The organism is Nonomuraea sp. H19, assembly GCF_052068215.1.
Taxonomy (GTDB): Bacteria; Actinomycetota; Actinomycetes; order Streptosporangiales; family Streptosporangiaceae; genus Nonomuraea.
This window is the reverse complement of the sequence record NZ_JBQHCV010000020.1, coordinates 128840-153216: the sequence shown is the minus strand read 5'-3', so window position 1 is coordinate 153216 and position 24377 is coordinate 128840. Positions and strand designations below refer to the sequence as shown.

Annotated in this window: 20 protein-coding genes and 1 pseudogene; 14 read left to right on the top strand and 7 right to left on the bottom strand. The window is 69.2% G+C overall.

Annotated features, from left to right (window positions below):
* Positions 1-3 precede the first annotated feature (3 nt).
* Entirely contained in the window at positions 4-624 is a 621-nt protein-coding gene (locus ACTMTI_RS37065) for a response regulator (RefSeq protein ID WP_441125353.1), read from the bottom strand.
* Entirely contained in the window at positions 621-1736 is a 1116-nt protein-coding gene (locus ACTMTI_RS37060) for a GAF domain-containing sensor histidine kinase (RefSeq protein ID WP_441125352.1), read from the bottom strand. Before ACTMTI_RS37060 ends, ACTMTI_RS37065 begins: the two co-directional genes overlap by 4 nt.
* A gap of 125 nt (positions 1737-1861) precedes the next feature.
* Between ACTMTI_RS37060 and ACTMTI_RS37055 the strand changes: the two genes are divergently transcribed.
* The 4 genes from ACTMTI_RS37055 (at position 1862) to serB (ending at position 5499) form a co-directional block, all read left to right on the top strand.
* Positions 1862-2518 carry an SDR family NAD(P)-dependent oxidoreductase gene (locus ACTMTI_RS37055; RefSeq protein WP_441125351.1) on the top strand — a complete coding sequence of 219 codons (657 nt, stop codon included), beginning with the start codon at positions 1862-1864 and terminating at the stop codon, positions 2516-2518.
* Positions 2515-3525, top strand: a complete 1011-nt coding sequence (locus ACTMTI_RS37050; RefSeq protein ID WP_441125350.1) for an S-adenosylmethionine:tRNA ribosyltransferase-isomerase — start codon at positions 2515-2517, stop codon at positions 3523-3525. The genes ACTMTI_RS37055 and ACTMTI_RS37050 overlap by 4 nt, the downstream gene beginning before the upstream one ends.
* 95 nt (positions 3526-3620) lie before the next feature.
* Positions 3621-4175 carry a hypothetical protein gene (locus ACTMTI_RS37045; protein WP_441125349.1) on the top strand — a complete coding sequence of 185 codons (555 nt, stop codon included), beginning with the start codon at positions 3621-3623 and terminating at the stop codon, positions 4173-4175.
* A gap of 103 nt (positions 4176-4278) precedes the next feature.
* A complete protein-coding gene (serB, locus tag ACTMTI_RS37040) occupies positions 4279-5499 on the top strand; it encodes a phosphoserine phosphatase SerB (protein ID WP_441125348.1) in 1221 nt (406 codons plus the stop codon).
* A gap of 63 nt (positions 5500-5562) precedes the next feature.
* Here the strand turns inward: serB and ACTMTI_RS37035 are convergent, their stop codons facing one another.
* The 4 genes from ACTMTI_RS37035 to ACTMTI_RS37020 form a co-directional block, all read right to left on the bottom strand.
* Positions 5563-6030 (bottom strand): SixA phosphatase family protein, encoded by a 468-nt coding sequence (locus tag ACTMTI_RS37035; RefSeq protein ID WP_441125347.1) that lies wholly within the window; start codon positions 6028-6030, stop codon positions 5563-5565.
* Positions 6031-6278: 248 nt separating this feature from the next.
* Positions 6279-8594 (bottom strand): sodium-translocating pyrophosphatase, encoded by a 2316-nt coding sequence (locus ACTMTI_RS37030; RefSeq protein WP_441125346.1) that lies wholly within the window; start codon positions 8592-8594, stop codon positions 6279-6281.
* A 641-nt stretch (positions 8595-9235) separates the two neighbouring features.
* Entirely contained in the window at positions 9236-9652 is a 417-nt protein-coding gene (locus ACTMTI_RS37025) for an ATP-binding protein (RefSeq protein ID WP_441125345.1), read from the bottom strand.
* A gap of 1 nt (position 9653) precedes the next feature.
* Positions 9654-10004, bottom strand: coding sequence for an STAS domain-containing protein (locus tag ACTMTI_RS37020; RefSeq protein WP_020542579.1), 351 nt, complete (start codon positions 10002-10004; stop codon positions 9654-9656).
* Between the two features lie 409 nt (positions 10005-10413).
* Here ACTMTI_RS37020 and ACTMTI_RS37015 point away from each other — a divergent pair, with 409 nt between their 5' ends.
* On the top strand, positions 10414-12750 hold the full coding sequence (locus tag ACTMTI_RS37015; protein ID WP_441125344.1) for a DEAD/DEAH box helicase: 2337 nt from the start codon (positions 10414-10416) through the stop codon (positions 12748-12750).
* Between the two features lie 262 nt (positions 12751-13012).
* Here the strand turns inward: ACTMTI_RS37015 and ACTMTI_RS37010 are convergent, their stop codons facing one another.
* Complete coding sequence (locus ACTMTI_RS37010; protein WP_441125343.1) at positions 13013-14905, bottom strand: hypothetical protein; 1893 nt, start codon at positions 14903-14905, stop codon at positions 13013-13015.
* A 405-nt stretch (positions 14906-15310) separates the two neighbouring features.
* On the opposite strand from ACTMTI_RS37010, the gene ACTMTI_RS37005 reads away from it, so the two are divergent.
* The 9 genes and pseudogenes from ACTMTI_RS37005 (at position 15311) to ACTMTI_RS36965 (ending at position 24300) form a co-directional block, all read left to right on the top strand.
* A complete protein-coding gene (locus ACTMTI_RS37005; RefSeq protein WP_441125342.1) occupies positions 15311-16066 on the top strand; it encodes a TnsA-like heteromeric transposase endonuclease subunit in 756 nt (251 codons plus the stop codon).
* Positions 16063-18114 carry a Mu transposase C-terminal domain-containing protein gene (locus ACTMTI_RS37000; protein WP_441125341.1) on the top strand — a complete coding sequence of 684 codons (2052 nt, stop codon included), beginning with the start codon at positions 16063-16065 and terminating at the stop codon, positions 18112-18114. The genes ACTMTI_RS37005 and ACTMTI_RS37000 overlap by 4 nt, the downstream gene beginning before the upstream one ends.
* A complete protein-coding gene (locus ACTMTI_RS36995) occupies positions 18102-19127 on the top strand; it encodes a TniB family NTP-binding protein (protein WP_441125340.1) in 1026 nt (341 codons plus the stop codon). Before ACTMTI_RS37000 ends, ACTMTI_RS36995 begins: the two co-directional genes overlap by 13 nt.
* On the top strand, positions 19124-20083 hold the full coding sequence (locus tag ACTMTI_RS36990) for a TniQ family protein (RefSeq protein ID WP_441125339.1): 960 nt from the start codon (positions 19124-19126) through the stop codon (positions 20081-20083). The genes ACTMTI_RS36995 and ACTMTI_RS36990 overlap by 4 nt, the downstream gene beginning before the upstream one ends.
* Positions 20071-20775: a GNAT family N-acetyltransferase gene (locus ACTMTI_RS36985; RefSeq protein ID WP_441125338.1), complete on the top strand. Its 705-nt coding sequence runs from the start codon at positions 20071-20073 to the stop codon at positions 20773-20775. The genes ACTMTI_RS36990 and ACTMTI_RS36985 overlap by 13 nt, the downstream gene beginning before the upstream one ends.
* 278 nt (positions 20776-21053) lie before the next feature.
* A pseudogene (locus tag ACTMTI_RS36980) lies at positions 21054-21727 on the top strand (ABC transporter ATP-binding protein); the annotation flags it as partial.
* The gene (locus ACTMTI_RS36975; protein WP_441125435.1) at positions 21726-22478 is read left to right on the top strand and encodes a hypothetical protein; all 753 of its coding nucleotides are present in this window, start codon (positions 21726-21728) and stop codon (positions 22476-22478) included. The pseudogene ACTMTI_RS36980 and the gene ACTMTI_RS36975, both read left to right, overlap by 2 nt.
* On the top strand, positions 22475-23683 hold the full coding sequence (locus tag ACTMTI_RS36970; protein ID WP_441125337.1) for a sensor histidine kinase: 1209 nt from the start codon (positions 22475-22477) through the stop codon (positions 23681-23683). Before ACTMTI_RS36975 ends, ACTMTI_RS36970 begins: the two co-directional genes overlap by 4 nt.
* On the top strand, positions 23680-24300 hold the full coding sequence (locus tag ACTMTI_RS36965; protein ID WP_441125336.1) for a response regulator: 621 nt from the start codon (positions 23680-23682) through the stop codon (positions 24298-24300). Before ACTMTI_RS36970 ends, ACTMTI_RS36965 begins: the two co-directional genes overlap by 4 nt.
* Positions 24301-24377: the final 77 nt, after the last annotated feature.

Below are 24377 nucleotides of genomic sequence, written 5' to 3'. Positions count from 1 at the left end.
CCATCACCCCAGGCCGTGCCGTACGGCGTAGAGCGCGGCCTGGGTGCGGTCCTGCACGCCCAGCTTCATCAGCACGTTGGAGACGTGAGTCTTGACCGTCTTCTCCGCGACGGCCAGGCTCCTGGCGATCTCCCTGTTGGACCGGCCGGCCGCGATGAGCGCGAGCACCTCACGCTCGCGCTCGGTCAGCGGCACCGGCGCGGGCGCCCCCGGGGCGGCGCCGGCGGACAGCATCGCCTCGGCCGCCTCGGGCGCGAGCAGCACCTGGCCGCCGTGCACGGCACGCACCGCCTGGACCAGAGCGGGCGGGTCGACGTCCTTGTAGAGGAACCCGGACGCGCCCGCACGCATCGCCGGGCCCACGTCCGACCGGTCGCTCACCGACGTCAGCACGACCACCCTGGTCGGCGAGCCGGACAGCCGCTCCAGCGCGCCGAGGCCGTCGAGCACCGGCATCTTCAGGTCCAGCAGCAGCACGTCGGGGGCCAGCTCAGCGACCAGCTCGACGGCCTGCGCCCCGTCGCCCGCCTCGCCGACGACCGTGATGTCGTCGTGCAGGTCCAGAAAGGTGCGCAGCCCCTGCCGCACCACCGGATGATCGTCCGCGATCAGCACCCGGATCAAACGCCCACCTCCACGCGTACCGTGGTCCCCTGACCGCGGGCCGACTCTACGGTCATGACCCCGCCGACGGCCTCTGCCCTGTCCCGCATCGACACCAGGCCGAGGCCGCGCGAGTCCACCTGCTCGAACCCGCTGCCGTCGTCGCTGACAGTCAGGGCCAGCTTGCCATCCTCGTACGACAGGCGTACGCGGACCTGGGCGGCGCCGGAGTGCCTGAGGGCGTTGTGCAGCGCCTCCTGAGCCACGCGTAACACCGCGACCTCCACCGCCGAGTCCAGCGGCGGCAGCTCGGCGCAGTCGAACGCGACCACGGACGGGTGGAGCCGATCGAGCATGCGTACGTGCTTGCGCAGCGTCTCGGCCAGCCCGTGCCGGTCGAGCTCGGCCGGGCGCAGCTCGACGATCACCGCGCGCAGCTCCGCCAGGGCCTCGCCGGCCAGGCGCTGGACGCGTTCGAGCTCCACGGCCGCCTGGTCCGGGGCGCTCTCCAGCATGGCGCCGGCGGCCTGGGCGGTGAGCCTGAGTGAGAACAGCTTCTGTGTGACGGCGTCGTGCAGCTCGCGCGCCACCCGGTTGCGCTCCTCCAGCATGGCGAGCTCGCGACCGCGCTCGTAGAGCCTGGCGTTGGCCAGCGCGATCGCGGCGTGCGCGGCGAAGAGCGTGAGCAGGTCCTGATCCGCCTGCGTGAAGCCGCCGAGCTTGCGCTTGTTGGCCAGGAAGATGATGCCGAGCACCTGCTCGCCGTCGCGGATGGGGACGCCCAGGAAGTCCTTCATCACCGGGTGCGCCTTCGGCCACCACTCGAACCTCGGGTCCTTCCGCAGGTCGGGCAGCCTGACGGGGTCGCCCTCGCGGAGCATCGCGCCGAGCATGCCATGCTGTCTCGGCAGCGGCCCGATGGCGTCCCACTGCTTGTCGGTGATCCCCTCGGCGACGAACTCGGCGAACGAGCCGTCCTCGTCGGGCACGCCGAGCGCGGCGTAGCGGGCGTCGAGCAGGCGCTGCGCCGAGCGTACGATGACCTGCAGCACCTCGCGGACCGACAGGTGGCGGGTGACCGCGAGCACCGCCGAGCTCACCGCCTGCAGGATCGCGTCTCGGTCGGCCGTCACGGCACCCACCCTACCGATGGGAAATCCACCGAACGGGCCTTGCCGGTGGTCCTAGGACGATGTGCCCAGGCCGGGACCGCCCTCAGCCCGATGTCCGCGGGCCGCCGCGTTCCTAGCGTCGAAGCATGACGAACACCGCACTCATCACCGGCGCTTCCCGCGGTCTCGGCCTCGCCCTGGCGAGGTCGCTGGCAGGCGGTGGCTGGAACCTCGTGCTCACCGCCCGCGGGGCGGACGACCTGGAGCGGGTGGCGGCCGAGCTGGGCGCCACCGCGATCCCCGGCGACGTGACGGACCCCGCGCACGTCGAGCGGCTGGCCCGGGCGGTGCCCGAGCTGGACCTGCTCGTCAACAACGCCAGCGACCTGGGCGTGACCCCGCTGCCACCGCTGGCGGGCTATCCGCTGGAGGCGTTCAGTGCGCTGCTGGAGACGAACGTGACCGCTCCCCTCGCCCTCGTCCAGGCCACGCTGCCGGCCCTGCGCTCGGCGGGCGGCGCCGTCGTGAACATCACCTCGGACGCCGCCACGGGCGCGTACGAGGGCTGGGGCGGCTACGGCGCCAGCAAGGCGGCGCTGGAGCAGCTGTCGAACGTGCTGGCCGCCGAAGAGCCCGGGGTACGGGTCTGGTGGGTGGACCCCGGAGAGATGAACACCCGCATGCTCGCCGACGCCGTGGGCACCGAGGAGGCGGCCGCCGCCACCGATCCGGCCAAGGTGGCCGCCGCGCTGCACGACCTGATCGGCTCCCGCCCCGCCAGCGGAAAAGTGAGCCTGCAATGACGCTGGCACTCGACTTCGACCTGCCGCCCGGACTGTCGGCCCACGAACCGCCCGAGGCGAGGGGGATGTCCAGGGACGCGGTACGGCTGCTGGTCTCGCGCGGCGACCTGGCGCCCGAACACCACCATTTCCGCGACCTGCCGGGACTCCTCGATCCCGGGGACCTGATCGTGGTCAACAACTCGGCGACGCTGCCCGCGGCCGTCCGGCTGGACCGGCTGGCCGTGCACTTCTCCACGGCACGCGAGGACGGCACCTGGCTGGTCGAGCTGCGGCGGCGTACCCCCAAGGCGTCGGAGCCGTATGGCGGGGGCGAGGCCGGCGAGTGGCTGCCGCTGCCGGGGCGGGCCACGCTGCGGCTGATCGAGCGGGAGACGCCGCGGCTGTGGCGGGCGCGGCTGGACCGGGACGTGGAGGCGTACCTGCGCGCGTACGGGGCGCCGATCCGTTACTCCTACGTGGACCGGGATTGGCCGATCGAGGTCTACCAGACGGTCTTCGCGACCGTGCCGGGCAGCGCGGAGATGCCGAGCGCGGCGCGGCCGTTCACCGCCGATCTGGTGGCGGCGCTCGTGGCCGGCGGGATCGGGATCGCGCCGATCACCCTGCACACGGGGGTGGCCTCGCCGGAAAAGGACGAGCCGCCGTACGCGGAGCGCTACGAAGTGCCCGCCTCGACCGCGCGGCTGGTCAACCTGACCAGGGAGAGCGGCAACCGGGTGGTGGCGGCGGGCACGACCGTCGTACGGGCCCTGGAGACGGCCGTGGGCGCGGACGGGCGAGTGGCCGGGGCCGCGGGCTGGACCAGGCACATCGTCACGCCAGAGAGCGGCGTACGGGCCGTCACGGGGCTGATCACCGGCCTGCACGAGCCGCGATCCAGCCACCTGCTGATGCTGACCGCGATCGCGGGCGAGCAGGCACTGGCGCGGGCGTACGAGGAGGCGCTACGGAAGGGATATCTGTGGCACGAGTTTGGCGACACGCACTTGATCCTGAAGAAATAAGCTTTACATAGATTTTGCCATCGTGATAGGAACAGCCGACATTTACGGGGGCTTGTTCGTTCGCGTCCCCGTGCCCCTTCTCACCGGAGACGTGAATGCGCAACTCCCTTCCCAAGGCCGCCTCGCTTGCATTGCTGGCCGGCGCCCTGCTTGTCCCGGCTGTTCCGGCCGCCGCCGCGCCGGTCGCCGCCAAGACCGCGGTCACGGCCGCCGAGCCGTATTCCGCCTTCGACGTCAAGGTGAAGGCGCCCAAGACGGCCAGGGCCGGGGGCAAGATCAGCTACACCATCGTGGCCACCAACAAGGGCCCGCACTACGCGGACGCCTGGTTCGTGGGCGGCCAGTTCCCCAAGGACATCGACCTGCGCAAGATTTACTACCGGACGAACATCAAGGGCACCGAGTGCGCCCTTGAAGGACGCGCGTTCTACTGCCTCCTGCCTCAGGTCCTGGAGAAGGGCGAGTCGGTCACCGTCATCTTCGACGCCAAACTGAAGAAGTCGGCCACGGGCACGCAGAAGGCAACGCTCGGCGTGGTCTCCTACAACGTCGACCAGGGCATGGAGAACATGAGCAAGGAAGAGCTCGACCGCCTCGGCATCCCCGAGTACGGCTTCTCGAAGACGGTCAGGACCAAGGTCGTCCGCTAGCCGCCTCTGATGAGCAGGTCTGCTGTGGCCTAGCTCTGCGCCCGTGTCCGAATGCCGTACCTGCTGCACGAGCACCGGACCGGGCGCAGTACCGTGGCTGGATGTGGACCAGCGCAGCCTCCTGATCACCCTGACCGGCCCCGACCGGCCTGGCGTCACTTCGCGCCTCTTCTCCGTTCTGTCCGGCTTCCCGGTGACGGTCTCCGACATCGAGCAGGTCGTCATCCGCGGCAGGCTCACGCTCGGCGTGCTCGTCGCGTACGCAGGCGGCCCGTCGACGGGCACCGGCACCACGCTGGGCGCCATGTGGACCGCCGTGGAGCGGGTGGCCGAGGACCTCGGCATGGAGGTGGAGCTCTCCACCGGATCCCAGACCAAGGAGCAGCGCCGCCGCGGCCGCCTGTCGGTCAGCGTGCTCGGCGCCACCCTGCAGCCGGCCGCTATCGCCGGCATCGCCGGGCGCATCGCCGCCGCCGGCGCGAACATCGACCGCATCGAACGCCTCGCCCAGTGGCCCGTCACCTGCATCGAGCTGTCCGTCTCCGGCGCCGACCCCGACGCCCTGCGGATCGAGCTGGCCGCCGAGGCCGCCGCCCAAGAGGTGGACGTGGCCGTGCAGCGTACGGGGCTGTCGCGGCGGGCCAAGCGGCTGATCGTCATGGACGTCGACTCGACGCTCATCCAGGGCGAGGTCATCGAGCTGCTGGCGGCGCACGCGGGGTGCCTGGAGGAGGTGGCCAGGGTCACCGAGGAGGCCATGCGCGGCGAGCTGGACTTCGCCGAGTCGCTCCGCAAGCGGGTCGCGCTGCTCGAAGGACTGCCCGCCGAGGTGTTCGAGCAGGTACGCAAGCAGGTCGTCCTCACACCCGGCGCCCGTACCCTGGTGCGCACGCTCAAGCGGCTCGACTTCCGCTTCGCCATCGTCAGCGGTGGATTCACCCAGATCACCGACGGGCTGGTGGAGGAGCTGGGCATCGACTACTCGGCGGCGAACGTCCTCGAAGTCGTCGACGGCCGGCTGACCGGCCGGGTCGTCGGCGAGATCGTGGACCGGCCAGGCAAGGCCCGGGCGCTGGAGCGCTTCGCGCGCGAGGCCAAACTGCCGATCTCCCAGACGGTGGCCATCGGGGACGGGGCCAACGACCTGGACATGATCGCGGCGGCCGGGTTGGGCATCGCCTTCAACGCCAAGCCGGTCGTACGACAGGCCGCCGACACGGCCGTCAACACGCCGTACCTGGACTCGATCCTCTACCTGCTGGGGATCTCGCGGGACGAGGTCGAGGCAGCCGACGCCGAGGACGGCTCCCTCTTCCCACGCTGACCCGCGGTTGCCGGCGGCGTGAGGGTCTGGCGGGCGATGTGGGGGTTGGCGGGCGCGGTCCGGTCAGTTCTCTTTGGGGTCCCAGAGGGTGACCAGACGGCCCTCACCCGGATACAGGTCCGCCCACACGGATTCCACCTCGATCACCGCGAAGGCCCCCGGCCGGAAGACGTAATCACCTCCGGCCAGGCCCAGCGCCAGCTCGTGCACGCCCGGGTTGTGCCCGCACAGCACCACCGTGCCCAGGTCAGGATCTGACCGGCGGACCAGATCGAGCAGCTCCTCGGGGTAGGCCTCGTAGATGTCGCGCTCGTAGCTGATCCCCACCTCCGGAAAGGCGATCTCCGCCGTACGCCGGGTCCTGACCGCCGGCGAGCAGAGCACCACGTCCGGTACGAGCCCGGCCGCCCTGATCTCGTCGCCCACCCGTTTGGCGTCCCGCTCGCCGCGCCCGGTCAGCGGCCGGTCGCGATCGGCCAGGCCGGGCACTTGGGCGGCTTTGGCGTGACGCAGCACAATCAAGGTTCGCACCGGATTCATCCCGTCTTCGAGGCCCAGGTGGCCAGCGCTACGAGCACGGCCAGGATGACGAGCATGGCCAGCAGAATGATGCCCAGGGTCCTTGCGCCGTTGGGCCGCTTGTCATCTTTTTCCACGCGCCAAGTTTCCCACCGCGCGGCATCGGTTCCGCGCCCGCCTGCCGAACAGGCCCCGCACAACGAGACGCCCGCCCCCCACGCAGGGGAGCGGGCGTCTCCGCGGTGGAGCGAGGTGAGGCGCTACGACGCGACGGGCTCTTGCTCGCGGTTGTTGTCGCTGGCCGGCTCGCTCGTCACCGACCGCCGCTTGGACACGACGATGGCTCCGACGACCACGGCCACCGCCACCACCGTGATGCCGATGCGCAGGGCCGGGTTGCCCGCGTACAGGACCACCGCGGGGGCGACCAGCAGCGCGACCAGGTTCATCACCTTGATGAGCGGGTTGATGGCCGGTCCTGCCGTGTCCTTGAAGGGGTCGCCGACCGTGTCGCCGATGACCGTGGCGGCGTGCGCCTCAGAGCCCTTGCCGCCGTGGTGGCCGTCCTCTACCAGCTTCTTGGCGTTGTCCCAGGCGCCGCCGGAGTTGGCCAGGAACACGGCCATCAGCGTGCCGCAGGCGATGGCGCCGGCCAGGAACGCGCCCAACGGGGCGTACCCGAGCGCGAAGCCGACCGCGATCGGCGTCATGACCGCCAGCAGGCCGGGCGTGGCCAGCTCGCGGAGCGAGTCGCGGGTGCAGATGTCGACGACGCGGCCGTAGTCCGGCTTCTCCGTGCCGTCCATGATGCCGGGCTTGCTGCGGAACTGCTCGCGTACCTCGAAGACCACGCGCATCGCGGCCCGCCCGACCGCGCTGATCGCGAGGCCGGAGAACAGGAACACGACCGCGGCCCCGATGAGCAGGCCGACGAGGACGTTCGGCTGGTCGATGCTCAGGCTGAAGCTGGAGAAGGCGCCGAGCGCGTCCTTGATCGACTGGTCGGCCTTGGCGAGCTCGAGCTCCACTGCCGTGCGGAAGGCGCCGAACAGCGCGGTCGCCGCGAGCACGGCCGTGGCGATCGCGATGCCCTTGGTGATGGCCTTGGTGGTGTTGCCGACGGCGTCGAGGCTGGTGAGCACGCGGGCGCCCTCGCCCTCGACGTCACCGGACATCTCGGCGATCCCCTGCGCGTTGTCGGAGACCGGGCCGAAGGTGTCCATGGACACGATGACGCCGACCGTGGTCAGCAGGCCGGTGCCGGCCAGGGCCACGGCGAACAGCGCGAGTGTCACGTTGCCGAAGCCGAGCAGGAACGCGCCGTAGACCGCGCCACCGATGATCAGCGCGGAGTAGACGGCCGACTCCAGGCCGACGCTGATGCCGGCCAGGATGACGGTGGCGGGGCCGGTACGCGAGCTCTCGCCGATCTCGCGTACGGGACGCCGGGTGGTCTCGGTGAAGTAGCCGGTCAGCAGCTGGATGGCGCTGGCCAGCACCAGGCCGATCAGCACCGCGCCGATGGCGATGAGCCGTGGGTCGGCGTCGGACTGCACGGTGGAGCCGGTCAGGCCGGCGAAGTTGTCCGGCAGGTACACGAACGCGGCCACCGCCACCAACACCGCGGAGATCGCGGCCGAGATGAAGAAGCTGCGGTTGATCGCGGCCATGCCGTTGCGGTCGCGGTCGCGCATCCCGGTGACGAAGATGCCGATGATCGCTGTGAGCACGCCGATCATGGGGACGATGAGGGGGAAGATCAGCCCCTGCTCGCCGAAGGCCGCGCTGCCCAGGATGAGGCTGGCGACCAGCATGACCGCGTACGACTCGAACAGGTCGGCGGCCATGCCGGCGCAGTCGCCGACGTTGTCGCCCACGTTGTCCGCGATGGTGGCGGCGTTGCGCGGGTCGTCCTCCGGGATGCCCTGCTCGACCTTGCCGACCAGGTCGGCGCCGACGTCGGCGGCCTTGGTGAAGATGCCGCCGCCGACACGCATGAACATCGCCAGCAGCGCGGCCCCGAACCCGAACCCTTCGAGCACGTGAGGCGCCTCGCCCCGGTAGATGAACACGACCACGGCCGCACCGAACAGGCCGAGGCCCACCGTGAACATCCCGGCCACGCCGCCGGTGCGGAACGCGATGCGCATGGCGCGCTTCTCGCCCGACTCGTTGGCCGCGGCGGCGACGCGGACGTTGCCGCGCACGGCCAGCCACATGCCCATGAACCCGGTCAGCCCGGAGAACACCGCCCCGACCACGAAGAAGATCGACCGTCCTATGCGGACGTCGGCGTCTCCAGGTAGCAGGAGCAACAGGAGGGGTATCACGACGACGAAGATCGCCAACGTGCGGAACTGACGTGCGAGGTATGCGGCGGCGCCTTCTTGTACGGCACGCGCGATGTTCTGCATGCGCTCCGTGCCTTGGCCGGCGGACAGCACTTCGCGCACCAGTCCGCCGGCGACGGCTAGCGCGATCAGTGCGACCGCGGCGACCACGATCACGATGGTGAGATTGTTTCCGCTAAGGGCCAGATTGGACGCTGGCTCCGCTGCCAGCATGTGCCTGCTCATCGTTCTCCTCGGCAAGACCGGTCGTCCTGCCCGGGCGGTGCTGCGGCCTACCTCGGCGGGTGTTGCGGCACCATCCGGGTTGTGGGTGCCGCTTCCGGTTGAATCCGCATTCCGCCGGATCACCTTGGCCGGTGCCGGGAGTCTACGCACGCGCTGACCGGATATGAAGGCTCTGGAGCTCGCTAATTGTGCCCGCGTCCAGTAATCCGCTGCCTGTGCCCCGGTTTGGGTTCTGACAAGCAGTATTTCCCTTGGTTAACGGCCATGACAAGCCGGAAATACGTGCTGACCGAAACCTGGGGTAGGACACGCGTTCGAGAGGCCGTCACACACGGCCGCGTCTGGTCAACCCCCTGGCCGGCGACTGGCATGCCGCAAGCTGCGGCCGGAGCAGCCGCTCACGCTTGCAGAGAGGCACCGGTGCCCGTGCGCCGTTGCGGCGGCCGACCCCGTGCGGGTCAGAGGGCGTCACCCTGGAGGCCACCCGCCCCGGTCGGCGGGTGGCGCCTCGTTGGCTTGCCGTAAAAAGAGGAAGGTTTTACGGGTCTACGGCTCGCGCGGAGACATGATCGAATGGCCGCACACGAGACAAGACCAAATGGCCCCGCGGAGACAGGATCAATGCCTCCGCGGAGAGGGGATCACATGCCCGCGGCGGGCCAGCTCATGCGGATGTCGGTGCCTTTGGGCGTGGGGAAGACCTCGACGTCGTCGGCCAGCCCTGCGATGACCGCGAGGCCGAAACCCGTCATGAACGAGTCGGAGAGCATGCCCAGATCGAGAGGTTGCTCCTGCTTGAGCTCATCGCTGGGGGCATGATCGCTGACCGTGACCTCGAACCGCCCCGAGTCGTCACGTAGCTCGATGCGGATGGGCTCGCCCGGACAGTGGACGCGGTGCGCCTCAACTGCCCGGGAACACGCCTCACCCACAGCGAGCCTGACCTCGTCCAGCAGGGACTCCTCCACGCCGGTGCGGCGAGCGATCGCCGTCGCCACCAGCCGTGCCGTCCGCACGTGTGCGGGGAGAGCGCTGAACGTCAGCTCGACGGTAGCCATGCTACTTGTCTTTGCCGTGAGCTTCCTTGGCCTCGTCGACCGAAGCGTAGATCCCGAAGACCTTGGTCAGGCCGGTGATCCGGAAGATCTTGAGGATGCGCTCCTGCGTACAGACCAGCTCAAGGGAGCCGTCGTGCGCACGAACCCGCTTGAGCCCTCCGACCAGGACGCCAAGGCCCGTCGAGTCGAGGAAGTCGACCTTCTCCATGTTGACGAGAAGGTGGAAGTTGCCCTTGTTGACCAGGTCGATGAGGAGCTCACGCAATCTCGGCGCAGTGTAGACATCGATCTCACCCTCGACCTCGACGATGGTGAGTCGGTCCTCGTTGTGGTGATCCAACTTCAGATCCACAGATCCTCCAGCGCCTCGCCTGCGAAAGTACCCTTGCGGGCCTGGCAATCTGGAGCGTGGCCCCAGATTGTTCGACCCTGACGCGCGGCATTCAACCACGCGCCTGGCTTGTGTCTATACGAAATCACGATTCCCGGCGACTTTGCCCATCGATGCAAGACTGGAAACAGTGACTTCCACGGCATCCTCCCCACAACAGGCAGGTCCACTCCTCCACCACCTGCTTGGCGTTCCCGCACGTCATGAGCGCGTCACTCATGTCGAGCATGTTCCCGCACGTCAGGCGGGTCAAGCCCGATGGCCCAAATGGACCCCAGAAGTCCTTGTTACGCGCTTGGCGAACCGCGGGGTGACAGGACTCTGGCCTCACCAGTACGAGGCCGCCGACCTGGCATTCCGTGGCCGAAACGTGATCATTTCCACGGGCACGGCGTCGGGCAAGTCCCTGGCGTACCTCACGCCCGCGGTCGCCACGTGCCTCGACGGCGGGACGGTGCTGTACCTGACACCGACCAAGGCCCTGGCCGCCGACCAGCTCCGCGGGCTCCGCGAGCTGCGGATCACCCAGGTACGCGCCGCCTGCTTCGACGGCGACACGCCGTTCGAGGAGCGGAGCTGGGTACGCCAACACGCCAACTACGTCCTGACAAATCCAGACATGCTCCATCGGGGCATCCTGCCCCGGCACGCGCAGTGGTCCGCGTTCTTCCGCCGGCTGCGCATGGTGGTCGTGGACGAGTGCCACGGCTACCGCGGCGTCTTCGGCTCCCACGTCGCCCAGATCCTGCGCCGCCTGCGCCGGGTCTGCTTCCGGTACGGCTCGCGCCCCACCTTCTTGCTGGCGTCGGCAACGGCGAGCGAGCCGGGCGCGTTCGCGATGAGGCTGACGGGGCTTGAGATGGACGAGGTGACCATGGACGCCTCGCCCAAGGGTTCTACTACCATCGCGCTCTGGGAGCCGCCCCTGACGGAGCTACGGGGCGAAGGAGGGGCTCCCGTGCGGCGGACGGCTACGGCGGAGGCGGCCGATCTGCTGGCGGACCTCGTTCTGGCCGACGTACGCACACTCGCCTTCGTCCGTTCCCGGCGCGGGGCTGAGACGGTCGCCCTGTCGGCTCGCGCCAAGCTCTCCGACGTCGCCTTCTCCCTCCCCTTCACCGGTACGCCCACCGCCTCCGCCCGGACGGCAAGCGACCCGGCGGACGGCCGCACAGACGAGACGGGCGGCCATGTCGACGCAACGAACGCCGGCTCAGCAAGCCGCAACCCAACAGACGGCGACACGGCAGACGCCGACACAGCGAGCGGCAACGCCGACGTGACACGCGCCGGTGCCGGCGCGACGCGGACGGAGAGCGCCGCCTCCACGAGCACGACTCCCGCCGCCTGGGCCCCCGCAGACCCTCCTGACTTGGCCGACCTCCCCAACAAGATCGCCGCCTACCGAGCCGGCTACCTCGCCGAAGACCGCCGCCTCCTGGAGAAGGCGCTCCGCGAGGGCACGATCATGGGCCTGGCCACCACGAACGCCCTCGAACTCGGCGTGGACGTCTCCGGCCTGGACGCCGTGCTGATCGCGGGCTGGCCCGGCACCCGAGCCTCCCTCTGGCAGCAGGCGGGCCGGGCCGGCCGCGACGGCCAGGACGCGCTCGCCGTGCTGATCGCCAGAGACGACCCCTTGGACACCTACCTCGTACACCACCCCCAGGCACTCTTCGGCCAGCCAGTCGAGGCGATCGTCCTGGATCCCGACAATCCGTACGTCCTGGGCCCCCACCTCTGCGCCGCAGCCGCCGAGATCCCGCTGACCGAGGACGACCTGCCGGTTTTCGGCAGCACCACCCCCGACGTCCTGGAAACCCTGGTCAGTCAGGGCCTGCTGAGAAGGCGCCCGGCCGGTTGGTTCTGGACCAGACGCGAGCGCGCCACCGACCTCGCCGACATCAGAGGCGGCGGAGGCGCACCGATCCAGGTCGTGGAGTCGTCCACGGGCCGCCTGCTGGGCAGCGTGGACGAGCCGTCCGCCCACACCACCGTCCACACCGGTGCCGTCTACATCCATCAGGGCGAGACCTTCCTGGTGGAGCTCCTCGACCTGGAAGCCGGAGTCGCCCTGGTCTCCAGCTCCGATCCCGACTACTCGACGTTCGCCCGGGACATCACCGACATCTCCATCCTCGCCACCCAGCGCTCCCACTCGCTCGGCCCCGGCACGCTGCACTTCGGCGAAGTGGAGGTGACCAGACAAGTGGTCTCGTACCTCAAGAGGCGGCTGCACTCAGGCGAGATGCTCGGCGACGAGCCCCTGGACCTGCCGCCGCGCACGCTCCGCACCCGTGCGGTCTGGTGGACGCTGCCCGCCTCCGCCGTGGCCCCGCTCGCCGAGGCGGGCATCGACCTGGGCGGCGCAGCCCACGCCGCCGAGCACGCCTCCATCGGCCTGCTCCCGCTCTTCGCCACCTGCGATCGCTGGGACATCGGCGGCGTCTCCACGGAGCTCCATGCCGACACCGGCCTGCTCACGGTGTTCGTGTACGACGGCCACGAAGGCGGTGCCGGCTTCGCCGAACGCGGCCACGCCCGCGCGACGGACTGGCTGACGGCCACACGAGAAGCCATAGCCTCGTGCGAATGCGACCGCGGCTGCCCTTCCTGCATCCAATCCCCCAAATGCGGCAACGGCAACGAACCCCTGGACAAACGCGGCGCCATTCGCCTCCTGGACATCCTTTTGGCCCCGCAATAAATCAACCCGCCGGGTACGGTCGCAGCGCGCCCAGTACGACTACAGCACAAGTGCCGGACGTGACAGCCGCCCACATCCCGCATCACGCAGCCGAGCACCACCACCTCGCGTAGCCGCGACATCATGGCCCCGAACAGCCATGACGCCCGCCTTGACCCGACCCCGCCGGCAGGTCATCGGATCGTGCACATTTCGGCATATCCGCCGACGGCTTTTACACATGCCCAAATCCACAGCAGCCGATATCCGTTATCCGGATCCGCTAGTTCAGACCGTCTTGGTTCTGGCGGCCGGCGAAAGCGCGTTTGCGGTCATCATCGTCGTCATCCTCATCGGCGGCCCAGAAATCGCCGGCTCCGGGCTGTGGCCGCTCCCAGAAACCGCTGTCCTCCATGGACCTCGGCGACGGCGGAAGGTAGTCATCCCATCGGTCCTCGATGCGTATGGCGGCCCGGGGGACGGAAGCGGACGGCTCGGACACCTCCGTAACGGCCGAGCTGGGCAGCGCGATCCGTACCGGCTCCTGACGAGCCCCGCCCATCTCCTTGGCGTCGATTTCCGCGCGGTCGCCTGCTTCCTCGGCCTTCCGGACGGCACGCGTCTCACTCCCACCTAAGGGCACCCCTGCGGGCACCTCCTTGCGCGCCTGGCCGGGCACCGCCGGCTGAGGCCGTTCGGGGGCGTGCGGAGGGTCGGCGGCGGCCGGCGGTTTCCTGGCGTCAGACTGATCTTGGGGAACGCGGGTCTTGGCAACGGCCAGGATCACGGCGGGCCTTCTCCGAGGGGGCGCCGTGGACGGAACGCCGTCCTCATCGCCTCGCGCCGCATCGGCCGGCAGCCGGTCCCCATGGGCCCCCGCGTTGGCAGTGACGGTGGGCAGCGGGTGTCGCCCACCGTCGGGCCGCGTTTCCCCGTCCGAGCGTCCAGCGCCGTCGAATCGCCTTTCTCCGTCGAATCGCCGTCCCACGTCGAGTTGTCGTGCTCTGTCGGCAGCGAGCGCACGCCGGCGGGCCCAGCCTCCAGCGTGGGCGCCGAGCAGCAACAGCAACAGGCCGCCGGTGACGTAGAAGCCGTACTGGCTGATGTTCCCGAGCGGGGATTCACTCGACCGGGGCTTCACGCCACCGGCCTGGACGGGAGCGGGATCCGCACCGTTCTTGGAGTCGGCAGGAGTCAGGCTCGGCTCAACCCGGGCTTCGGCGGTCGGGATCGGGAGGTTGCCGTTCGGATCGGTGTCGGGGATAGCAGGCAGTTTCGAGGTCGTCGGCTTGCGGGTCGTCGGCTTGCGCGTGGGCTGGGTCTGCTTCTTGGTGGGCAGGGTCGGCAGCGAATCGACCTTCTTGGTCGCCTTGGGGGTGACCCGGGTCTTGGCCGTTTCCTTCTTCGGCTGCGCGGCGGGCGGGGCGGGGACCGTGACGTAGGCGGCGCCCGAGTCATCCGACCCGATCGACCCGCCGTCGCCGTCGCTCCTGAACGCCTTGACCGTGAACCCCACCTTCTCCCCCGCGGCCTTGTCCGGCACGGCGAGCACCGCCTCGCACGAGGAGCCGGCACACGCGCTGTCCGCGGGCAGCCGTCCCACGATGCCGGAGCGGCTGTTGGAGATCTCGTACGACTGCAGGTCGGGCTCGGAGCCCTTGCTCCAGGTCACGACGACCTTTTTGGTGCCCTGGAGACTCGCGTTCACGTTGCCCGGGGCCTCGGCGGGCCGGCGTAGCTTGAACGTGCTGCCCGCGTACCTGGTCCCGGTGAGCTCTCCCTTGAGGGTCACGGTGAAGGCGCCGTTGGGGGCGTTCCCGGCGTCGAACGCACCGGAGATCGTCTGGTTGGCCCCGCCTTCGGCGACCTTCTGCGCCGGCGTGGCGGGCCCTTCGACGTACAGGCCCACGCGGAGCTGCATCAGCCCCGTACGCGCGGCGATCGTGACGGACGGGCTCGAAACCACTTGGCCGTCGGAGGGCGACGTGATCTGCCCGGCGGAGTCGGCCCCTGCCACCCCGGCCCCGGTCACACCCGCTCCGGTCACGATGGGACGCGTCGCCACAGGCCCGGTGGCCATGAGACTCGTTGCCGCAGCCGCTTGGGAGGAGCCGCCGAGGAGCAGGGAGCCCACCGCGACGATCCCCGCAGCCACCACTCTGCCAACCACCGTCACGACGCTTCCCTTCATCGAGAGCCTCGCGCCGCCCGGCCGCCCTGGGGGCGCCGCGCGACGACCGGAAGTGCAGTCCGCCCGGCGATACGGTCACCGACCGCCCCCGGACCGTCACCCTGGCGACTCCGTTCCGGCTCTCCCAGACGCCTTGTCACAGAAGGCATGGACCGAGGGTGAGCGGAACGTTACGCCACATATCCAACTCTTGGACACCGTGTCCAAGTAGTCGTGACTTGATTGCGACCTTGCCTCGCAAGCACCAAACGCCGCGTACCGTCCAGCCAGTTGTTGCGTCTCACTCAAGCCGGGCCAGTCTCAGTGAAGATGGGCCATCCGCTGAGTTGTCTCACTACAGTTGAGCCACCGCGCCGACCACGACCGTGATCGTCATTGGGGTGGCTGTCGATGTCTGAAGCTGCGTCGGTTCCACAGGCGGAGGAGGGTGCGGCTTTCGAGGTGCTCTTCGTCGAAGGCTGCGGGGGCAAGCGTGGCGGGCCGCTGCTGGGGTACTGGAACACGTCCTTCGAGAACGTCGAGCCCGTACGGAAGTTCTCGTGGCACCAGGGACAAAGCAGTTTCGCGGGAGTGTGGTGGTGGGCGACCAGCGGCGAGCACATCGGGTACGAATCCTGGCTGGAGCGCGATCACGTGATGGCGCTCGACTTCGATCCGGACGTGGTCGGCTTGTCCTCGCAACCCTTCCGGCTGTCGTGGGTCACCTCGGGCAAGGTTCGGCGGCATGTCCCGGATTTCTTCGCCCGCCTGGCGGATGGGACAGGCATGGTGATCGACGTCCGTGCCGATGGGCGGATCTCGCCGGAGGATGCGCAAACCTTCGCGGCCACCGAGCGCGCCTGCCAGCAGGTGGGGTGGACCTATCGGCGGGTGGGCGAGTTTGACCGTGTTCGCGTGGCCAACCTGCGGTGGCTGGCCGGCTATCGCCATCCCCGCTACCGCCAGGCCGAGGCAATCGCGGATCTCTTGGAAGCGTTCGCCGCGCCCGTGCCGCTGATGATCGGGGTGTCGCAGGTGGGAGATCCTCTGCGGCTGCTTCCCGCGCTGTTTCATCTGCTGTGGTCGCAGCGGCTGGTGACCGATCTGACCTCGGCACTGTTGTCGGCTGCGTCGGTCCTGGTGCGCAGCGAGGAGGAAATGTCGTGACGGTATCGCGCCCGCCGAGGGTGAAGGTCGGTGAGCAGATCCGCTGGGGCGGCGCGCTCTACGTGGTCCGGCAGATTTCTGATGGCCAGGCCGTGTTGGAGAATGTGACGGGCGTGGTCTCGGTGGTGCCGTTGTCGTGTTTGATCGGTGACCCGGCCCTGGAACTGGTGACCTCGGCGCCGCCGGCACCGCTGCCTGCGACGCAGGTGCTGGACGGCTTGCCGGACGAGCTCGTGGAGCGGGCTCGCTGGTGGGAGGGCCACATCCTGCAGGTGCTGGCCACGTCGCAGGCGGGAGCGGCACTGCCAGCGGTTTCGTTGCGGCAGCGCGAGCTTGCCAAGGTTGCCGAGTTGGTGGCGCAGGGCCATCGGGTGAGTTTCACGACCTTCAAGCGCCAGCGACGGGCTTATGAGCAGCACGGTTTGCTGGGGCTGGTCGACCAGCGGGCGCTGCGGCCGGAGACGCTCACCGGGCGGATCGATGAGCGGGTGGTGACCGCCGTCCAGCAGGCGATAGCCGCGGAAACGGGGCGCTCGACGGGCACGGTGACCAGGCTGCGCCACCGGGTCGAGCAGATCCTCGAGGCCGAGCACGGGCCGGGCGTGGTGCCGGTCCCTGGCCGAGCGACGTTCTATCGGCTCATCCAGCGGCTGTCGCAGGGCCAGCACACCTTTGACTCGGCCCGCACTCGCCGCTCCTTGGCCAAGCGGCCCAACGGCCCGTTCGGCACCAAGAACGCGGTCCGGCCGGGCGAATGGATGCAGATCGACTCCACCCCGTTGGACGTCGCGGTGGTGCACGACAACGGGGCCGTGGACCGGGTGGAGCTGACCTGGATGATCGATCTGGCCACCCGCTCGATCACGGCGGCGGTGCTGAGCCCGACGACCAAGGCGGTGGACGCGGCCCTGTTGCTGGCGCGCACGCTGACCCCCGAGCCAGTGCGGCCGGGCTGGAGTGACGCGCTGCGGATGGCACGTTCGGTGCTGCCGCACCGCAGGATGGTGGAGATCGATGAGCGGTTGGAACACGCGGCCGCCCGGCCGGTGATCGTCCCGGAGACGATCGTGTGTGATCACGGCAAGGCCTACCTGTCGCAGGCCTTCCGCAACGCCTGCCGGGCCATGGGCATCAACGTGCAGCCCACCCACAAGGGATCGCCCTGGGAGAAGGGGACGGTCGAGCGCAGCTTCGACTCACTGGACACCCTGTTCAGCCAATACGTCGCCGGCTATCTGGGAACCAGCGTTGAGCGCCGCGGCCAGGACGCCTCGGCTCAGGCAGTGTGGTCGATGCTGGAGCTGCAGGAATTGCTCGATGAGTGGATCGTCGCTGCCTGGCAGAACCGGCCCCACGACGGGCTTCGCGATCCGCTGACCCCCGCGGCGGCGCTCACACCGAATCAGAAGTACGCCGCGCTGGTGGAGATCGCCGGATACGTGCCGGTGCCGCTGGCAGGCTCGGACTACATCGAGCTGCTACCCGCGTGCTGGCGGGCGATCAACTCCTACGGCATCAAGATCAACCATCGGCGTTACGACAGCCCCGCGCTCAACCCCTACCGGCGCCAGCACTCAGGTCTGGCCTCCCGCAGAGGCTTGTGGGAGGTGCACTTCGACCCCTACGACGTGTCGCGCATCTGGGTACGCAACCACCACGACGGCGGCTGGATCACCGTCGGCTGGACTCACCTGTCGACCACACCGGCCCCGTTCGGCGAGTTGGCCTGGGACCATGCCCGGAAGATCTTGGCGCGCCAGGGCGTGGACGCGGCCAGCGAGCAGGAGATCGCTCAGGTCGTGCGCGACCTGTTGACCAAGGCTGAGCAAGGGCCGCAACGGCCAGGACGCGATGACCGCGTCGCCGGGCGCACCGCGACCACCGCCGCGGTGGTCTCCCCCATGCTCCCTTACGAGGACGAGCCAGACCCCGACCACGTGACCGAGCCCGACGGCACGGAATCGGAGCGGGAGCAGACCAACGTGGCCAAAGTCATCCCGCTGCCGATCTTCGATGCTCGCGAGGAGGCGAACAAGTGGCGGTTCTGAACGAAGTCAGCCAGCTGGAGGATCGCCGTCAGCCGACCACCACGCTGGAGGGCTGGCAGCGCTTCATCGCCGCCGACCCGCCCCGCTTCGAACTCCTGCCGCAACAGCAGTGGCGGCAGTTGGGCGATCCCGAACGGCGGGACTACGACGAAGCCCGCATCGCCCATCACGCCGAGCTCGTGGTGGTGACCACCTCGGCCATCTCGGAGATCACGACCGAAGGGCGGCTTCTCACCCTGCTCAATCAGCGGGAGATCGGCGCCCGCCGCGGTCTGATCGTCTCCGGCGCGGCTGCCACCGGCAAGACGACCGCGATCAAACAGCTGGGCCGCTTCCATGAGCTGCGCACCCGCAACCGCTACCCCGCCAGCACCGACCGGATCCCGATCGTCTACGTCACCGCCCCGCCCAAAGGGTCCCCGCGCAAGCTCGCCATGGAGTTCGCCCGCTTCCTGCAACTGCCGCCGGCCAGGCCCCGGCAGAACGTCACCGACATCGCCGACGCCGTCTGCCAGGTGCTCATCGACGCCCGCACCGACATCGTGGTCGTCGATGAGATCCACAACCTCAACCTGGCCACCAGCGCCGGGGAGGACCTGTCGGACCACATGAAGTACTTCACCGAGCACCTGCCGGCCACCTTCATCTACGCCGGCATCGACGTCGAACGCTCCGGCGTGTTCACCGGCACCCGCGGCAAGCAGATCGCCGGCCGCTGCAGCGTGATCACCACCGGCGCCTTCCCCTACAACACCGAATGGAAGCAACTGGTGGCCGGGATGGAATCGGCCCTGCGGCTACACCAGCACGAACCCGACACCCTGGTCGGGCTGAGTAAATACCTGCACCAGCGCACGGGCGGCCTGATCGGAACCCTGTCCCACCTCGTCCGCGCCGCCGCCATCCGCGCGATTCTGACCGAAAGCGAAGCGATCACCAAGTCCTCGCTCGAACGGGTCCGCGTGGACTACGCCGCTGAGTCGGCCACGCGCCGCTCCGGCGCCTCCACATGACCAAGACCAGCAGGCGCTCATGGCGCAGCGCCCCGGTGAAACGGCTGCCGCGCGCGGTCCGTCTCGTCCCCGATGAGACACTGCGGTCCTATCTGGCTCGCTTGGCCAAGGCTAACCACTTGAAATCGGACGACCTTCGCCTGCACCTGGCGCCCGACCTGACCCCGACGAGTCGCACCGCCCATACCTGGCTGGAGTCGCTCGCCATCGCCTCGGGCGCCAGCATCGACGTGCTGTGCTACGCCCTACCGGAACTGCGCGACCAGCATCCCGCGCTTCACCTGCTGTCCCTTCGGGGACGCACCATCGCCGGCAAGCCCAACACTCTCGGTTTCGCCTGCCGACGGTGCATGGCCGCGCGAGGGATCTTCACGCCGGTCGAGCGGTGGACACGTCATGAGCACAACGTGTGCGTCCGGCATCAACTCTGGATCGGCCGCGGTCTTGTCCAAGCCGACGCCCAGTTCAGCGTGGCTGCCCTCCCGGAGATCGTGCGCGCCCAATCCTGGCATCTCCGTCTCCTGAGACGACACGGTCGAAGCTGGGTCTATCGCGCGTTCTTAGATGCCGACATGATCCGCAGCAGATGGATGGCCTACAAGCTCTGGCACACGGTCGCGGAAAGGCGACAACGCGCACTCACCACCCAACCTCTCTGGCGAGGCCATCCGGCGACCCACGCCGCCCTCTATCCCGAAGTGGTCGGGCTGACCAGCCTGCTCGCCTCGATCTACTGGCGTCAGCGAACCCTTACCGACGACGTCCACGAACTTGATCGCTTCTACGCGGCGGTTCACTCCCGGGTTGTCCCGGACTACCAGCCCACCGGATATCGCGATCACCTGGTGCGCTGGATCTCCGACCAGCGCAAGCTCTACGACCTGGCCGGACTTCTCGATCTCGTCCACACCGACACTCCTCGCGAGACCATCGAGAGCACCCCATGGAAGGCATAGGGCTGGCTTGCCCGCCAGGGTCTCCCGGTCCACGGACGGGGCCGCCTCTGTGTCGAGCTGCGTCTGCGGCCTTGACATGCGTTGCAGCTGTCGAGCGATCATGGCGCGTGACTCGCGCCCTGTCGACACCGCCCACCGTTGCTCCCGGCTCTCTCGCTGACTCACTCCAACCCTTTCTCCCCGCCGCTGGCGGCCTGCTGCTACGCCCCTGGAAACGGGCCGACGCACCGACCTTCCTCGCCGCCTACCAAGATGAGGAACTCAGGCGGTGGCACACACGCCGCCCCGTGACCGAGGCCCAAGTCCTGGAGTGGTTCGACACCTACCACCAGGACTGGAAACGAGAGAAGGGCGGTCACTGGGCGATCACCCTCGACGGCGGCGAGGTGCTCGGCCGGATTGCCCTACGCGGCCTCGACTTCGACGACGGCATAGCCGGAGCCGCTTATTGGGTGCTCCCGGCAGCCCGCGGCGCCGGCGTGGCCACTCGCGCCCTCACGGCGCTCACCGCCTGGGCCATGGACGAGATCGGCTTCCACCGCCTGGAACTGGACCACTCGACGCGCAATCCAGCCTCATGCAGGGTCGCCCTCAAGTCCGGCTACCTCCTGGAAGGCACCAAACACAGCGCCGCCGTGCATGACGACGGACGCCACGACATGCACCTGCACGCCCGTATCCAAGACGCTTGAGCTCACCCGCCTAATCCGGCCATCGTCCAGCGGCTTACCAATTTGGCCCATGATCACTGGGACGGCAGGTCGGCGGACCGTCTCATTGAAGATGAGCCATCCCAGCACCAGATGCGCTTCATGGCCCGTGATCATCAAGACGGGACACCAGTGTTGTGTCGCACTCAAACGCCCCGCTGGCATGTCCCGGGCTTCTTCGGGCGTCTGCGTGATGGGACCACCGTGGCGGTCACCGCACGGGTGATCCCCGGCCGCGCCCTCGACGCGATTCTCGAAGCATGTCGGCACAAGACGGGCCCGCCGCGCTCCGGGTCATCGGACTTCGCAAATCCTTCGGCGACAAGGTAGCCGCCGACGACGTACATCTGACCGTGCCTGCGGGGACGTTCTACGGTCTGGTCGGCCCGAACGGCGCGGGCAAGACGACCACGCTGGCAATGGCCGTCGGGCTGCTTCGCCCGGACGCCGGTCGCGCCGAGATCTTCGGTACCGACGTCTGGCGGGACACCGTACGGCCAAGTCGCTGATCGGGGTGCTCCCTGACGGCAACGCGATGCCGGAGCGGCTCACGGGGCGGGAGGTGCTGACCTATCTGGGGCTGCTGCGCGGCCTGCCGGCCGAGGTCGTCACCGCGCGCACGGATGAACTGCTTGAGGTGCTTGAGCTGGACGCGGCCGACCGATCGTTCGTCATCGAGTACTCCACCGGCATGCGCAAGAAGATCGGGCTGGCCGTCGCGCTGCTCCACGCACCGCGCCTGCTCGTCCTGGACGAACCGTTCGAGGCGGTCGACCCGGTCTCGGCCGCGACGATCAGAACCATCCTGCGCAGGTTCGTCGCCGGCGGCGGCTCGGTCATCATCTCCAGCCACGTCATGGCGCTGGTGGAGCAGCTCTGCGACCACGTCGGCGTCGTCTCCGACGGCCGCGTCGTGGCGGCGGGCCCGCTCGATGCCGCGTCCGTTCCCCAAGAGAACCGGCGCCCGCCTCGTGGCGGCCAGGGAACTGCGCGCCTGGTGGCGCGATCTGACCCGGATCCATCTGCTCGGCGTCGCCTTCTCCTACGCCCTGGTGACCCCGCTGCTGCTGTCCTCGATCGGCGCGTGGGTCGTGGCGCCGTTCACCGGCCTCATCGCGGTCGTGATGGCCGCGTCCTCGTCGTCGAACCTGTACGGCTCGGACGGAACCGCGCTCTGGCTCACGCTGATGACGCCGGGCGCCGAACGGGCCGATGTTCGCGGCAGGCAGCTCGCCTGGCTGTTGACCGTGGGTCCCGCGGTCCTGGTGCTCTCGGTAGCCGGCACCGCGATCAGCGGCGAGACCTGGGCCTGGCCCTGGGTCCTCGGCCTGCTGCCCGCCATGCTGGGCGGCGCGGCCGGGCTGATCGTGTTCCTCGGGGTCACCTCACTGGTCCCCGGCACCGACCCGCATAAGCGCGGCGGTAACCCGCTCAACAGCGGTGCCGACGAGAGCGCGGAGACCGGGGTGGCCTGGCTGGCCCTGCTCGCGGTGCCCGTGACGGCGCTGCCCGGCCTCGCGCCGATGATGATGAAGCTCCTCCACCTCGACGGCCGCGTCTGGTTCCTCGCCCTCCATCTGCCGGAGATCCGGCAGTGGCCAACGATCATCTTCATGATCGGGACAGGGCTGCTCATGTACGGCTACGCGATCATCATCCCGAAGCGTGTAGGTTCCGAGGCATGAACGACCCCTTTCCCCCGTCCAGGTGGGAAGGCCTTTTCGAACGTCTCGTCGGTGCCGTTCCCTTCATCACGCTGGGCGTCTCGCTGGTCATCAGCATCGCCTCGCCGGATCAGCCGGAAGGGGTGTGGCTGACCACTCTCGGCCTGTCCGCGCTGGCGCTGGCCTGGGTGCTGTGCTCGCACACGCTGCTGCCGTCCCGCTGGCGCGGGCGACGGGGCACGACCGTCGCCCACTTCACCGGTGTCCTGGTCACCGCCGCACTGCTCTCCCTGCACGACCCGATCTTCATCATCTACACGATCTCCGGGTTCTTCATCGCCAGCCAGTTCGCACCGTCGAAGTGGACGTTCGCCGCGGTCGCCGCCACCTCCGCCGTCCTCTACGGGAGCTCGCTCGACTGGTCCCAGGCCACCGTTCAGCTCATCGCCTTCCACGTCGCGATCATCGCCGTGCAGACCCTGGCCATCGGCGGCGGCGCCATCCTGAGCATCAGAGTCGAGGAGCGGCAGCGTAAGTATCGCAAGGCGCTCACGGACCTGGAGGCAGCGCTGGAGGAGAACGCCGGCCTGCACGCCCAGCTCATGACGCAGGCCCGCGAGGCCGGCGTGCTCGACGAGCGCCAGCGCATGGCCAGGGAGATCCACGACACGCTCGCCCAGGGACTCGCCGGGATCATCGCCCAGATCCAGGCCGCCAAGCGCGTGGCGGCAAAGGAGCCGCACCTCGATCTCGCGCTCTCCCTGGCACGGGACAGCCTGGCCGAGGCCAGACGGTCGGTTGACGCGCTCAGTCCAGGCCAGCTCGAGGACGCCCACCTGCCGGACGCCCTCGCCACCATGGCGCGGAGCTGGGCGGAGACCTCAGGTGTCCAGCTGCACATCGAGATCACCGGGGAGCGCGTGCCGCTCAGTCCGGCGATCGAGGTCACGCTGTTCCGCGTCGCGCAGGAGGCCCTGACCAACGTGGCCAAGCACGCGGCCGCGTCCCGCACCGGCCTCACCCTGTCCTACACGGGAGCGGCCGTCCTGCTCGACGTTCGCGACGACGGAACAGGCTTCGACGGCCGGGAAGGTAAGGGGTTCGGATTGAACAGCATGCGGCATCGGGTACGCGGAGTCAGCGGCACCCTTGAGATCGACAGCACGCCGGGCGAAGGCACCGCGGTCAGCATCAGCGTCCCCGCACTGCAGGTAGGTCCGCGGTGATCCGGCTACTGATCGTCGACGACCACCCGATCGTCCGTGGCGGGCTGCACACCGTCTTCGCCGCCGAACCCGACATCGAGGTGGCGGGCGAGGCGGCCAACGGGCGCGAGGGCGTCGAACGGGCCGCCGCGCTCGGCGTCGACGTGGTCCTCATGGACCTGCGGATGCCGGAAATGGACGGCGTCACCGCGATCGCCGCCCTGCGCGAATCCCACCCCTCGATCAAGACGCTCGTCCTGACGACGTTCGACGGCGACTCCGACGTCCTGCCCGCCATCGAAGCCGGAGCCACCGGCTACCTGCTCAAAGACGCACCGACCGACGAGTTGCTGCGCGCGGTCCGGGCAGCGGCGGCAGGCGAGCCGGTGCTGGCACCCGCGGTCGCCGGGCGGCTGATGGGCCAGGTCCGCAAGCCGGTCCGGGCCGCGCTCACCGACCGAGAGCTCCAGGTGCTCGCGCTGGTCGCGGCCGGCGCGTCCAACCGCCGGGCCGCAGCCAAGCTGTTCATCGGCGAGGCGAGCATCAAGACCCACCTCCTGCACATCTACGACAAGCTCGGCGTCCGCGACAGAGCAGCCGCCGTGGGCGAGGCCTACCGTCGCGGCCTGCTGACCTGATCCTCGCGGGACACCATCCGAGATCTACTGCTCACCCGCCACAGGGCAGCGGAGGCGCTCCAGCGCGAAACTCGGCC

Bases quoted from the DNA above. Each gene is read 5' to 3' on its own strand.
- ACTMTI_RS37055 (WP_441125351.1), top strand. From the start codon at position 1,862: ATGACGAACACCGCACTCATCACCGGCGCTTCCCGCGGTCTCGGCCTC.
- ACTMTI_RS37050 (WP_441125350.1), top strand. From the start codon at position 2,515: ATGACGCTGGCACTCGACTTCGACCTGCCGCCCGGACTGTCGGCCCAC.
- ACTMTI_RS37045 (WP_441125349.1), top strand. From the start codon at position 3,621: ATGCGCAACTCCCTTCCCAAGGCCGCCTCGCTTGCATTGCTGGCCGGC.
- ACTMTI_RS37030 (WP_441125346.1), bottom strand. From the start codon at position 8,594: ATGAGCAGGCACATGCTGGCAGCGGAGCCAGCGTCCAATCTGGCCCTT.
- ACTMTI_RS37025 (WP_441125345.1), bottom strand. From the start codon at position 9,652: ATGGCTACCGTCGAGCTGACGTTCAGCGCTCTCCCCGCACACGTGCGG.
- ACTMTI_RS37005 (WP_441125342.1), top strand. From the start codon at position 15,311: ATGTCTGAAGCTGCGTCGGTTCCACAGGCGGAGGAGGGTGCGGCTTTC.
- ACTMTI_RS36990 (WP_441125339.1), top strand. From the start codon at position 19,124: ATGACCAAGACCAGCAGGCGCTCATGGCGCAGCGCCCCGGTGAAACGG.
- ACTMTI_RS36985 (WP_441125338.1), top strand. From the start codon at position 20,071: ATGGAAGGCATAGGGCTGGCTTGCCCGCCAGGGTCTCCCGGTCCACGG.
- ACTMTI_RS36975 (WP_441125435.1), top strand. From the start codon at position 21,726: ATGCCGCGTCCGTTCCCCAAGAGAACCGGCGCCCGCCTCGTGGCGGCC.
- ACTMTI_RS36970 (WP_441125337.1), top strand. From the start codon at position 22,475: ATGAACGACCCCTTTCCCCCGTCCAGGTGGGAAGGCCTTTTCGAACGT.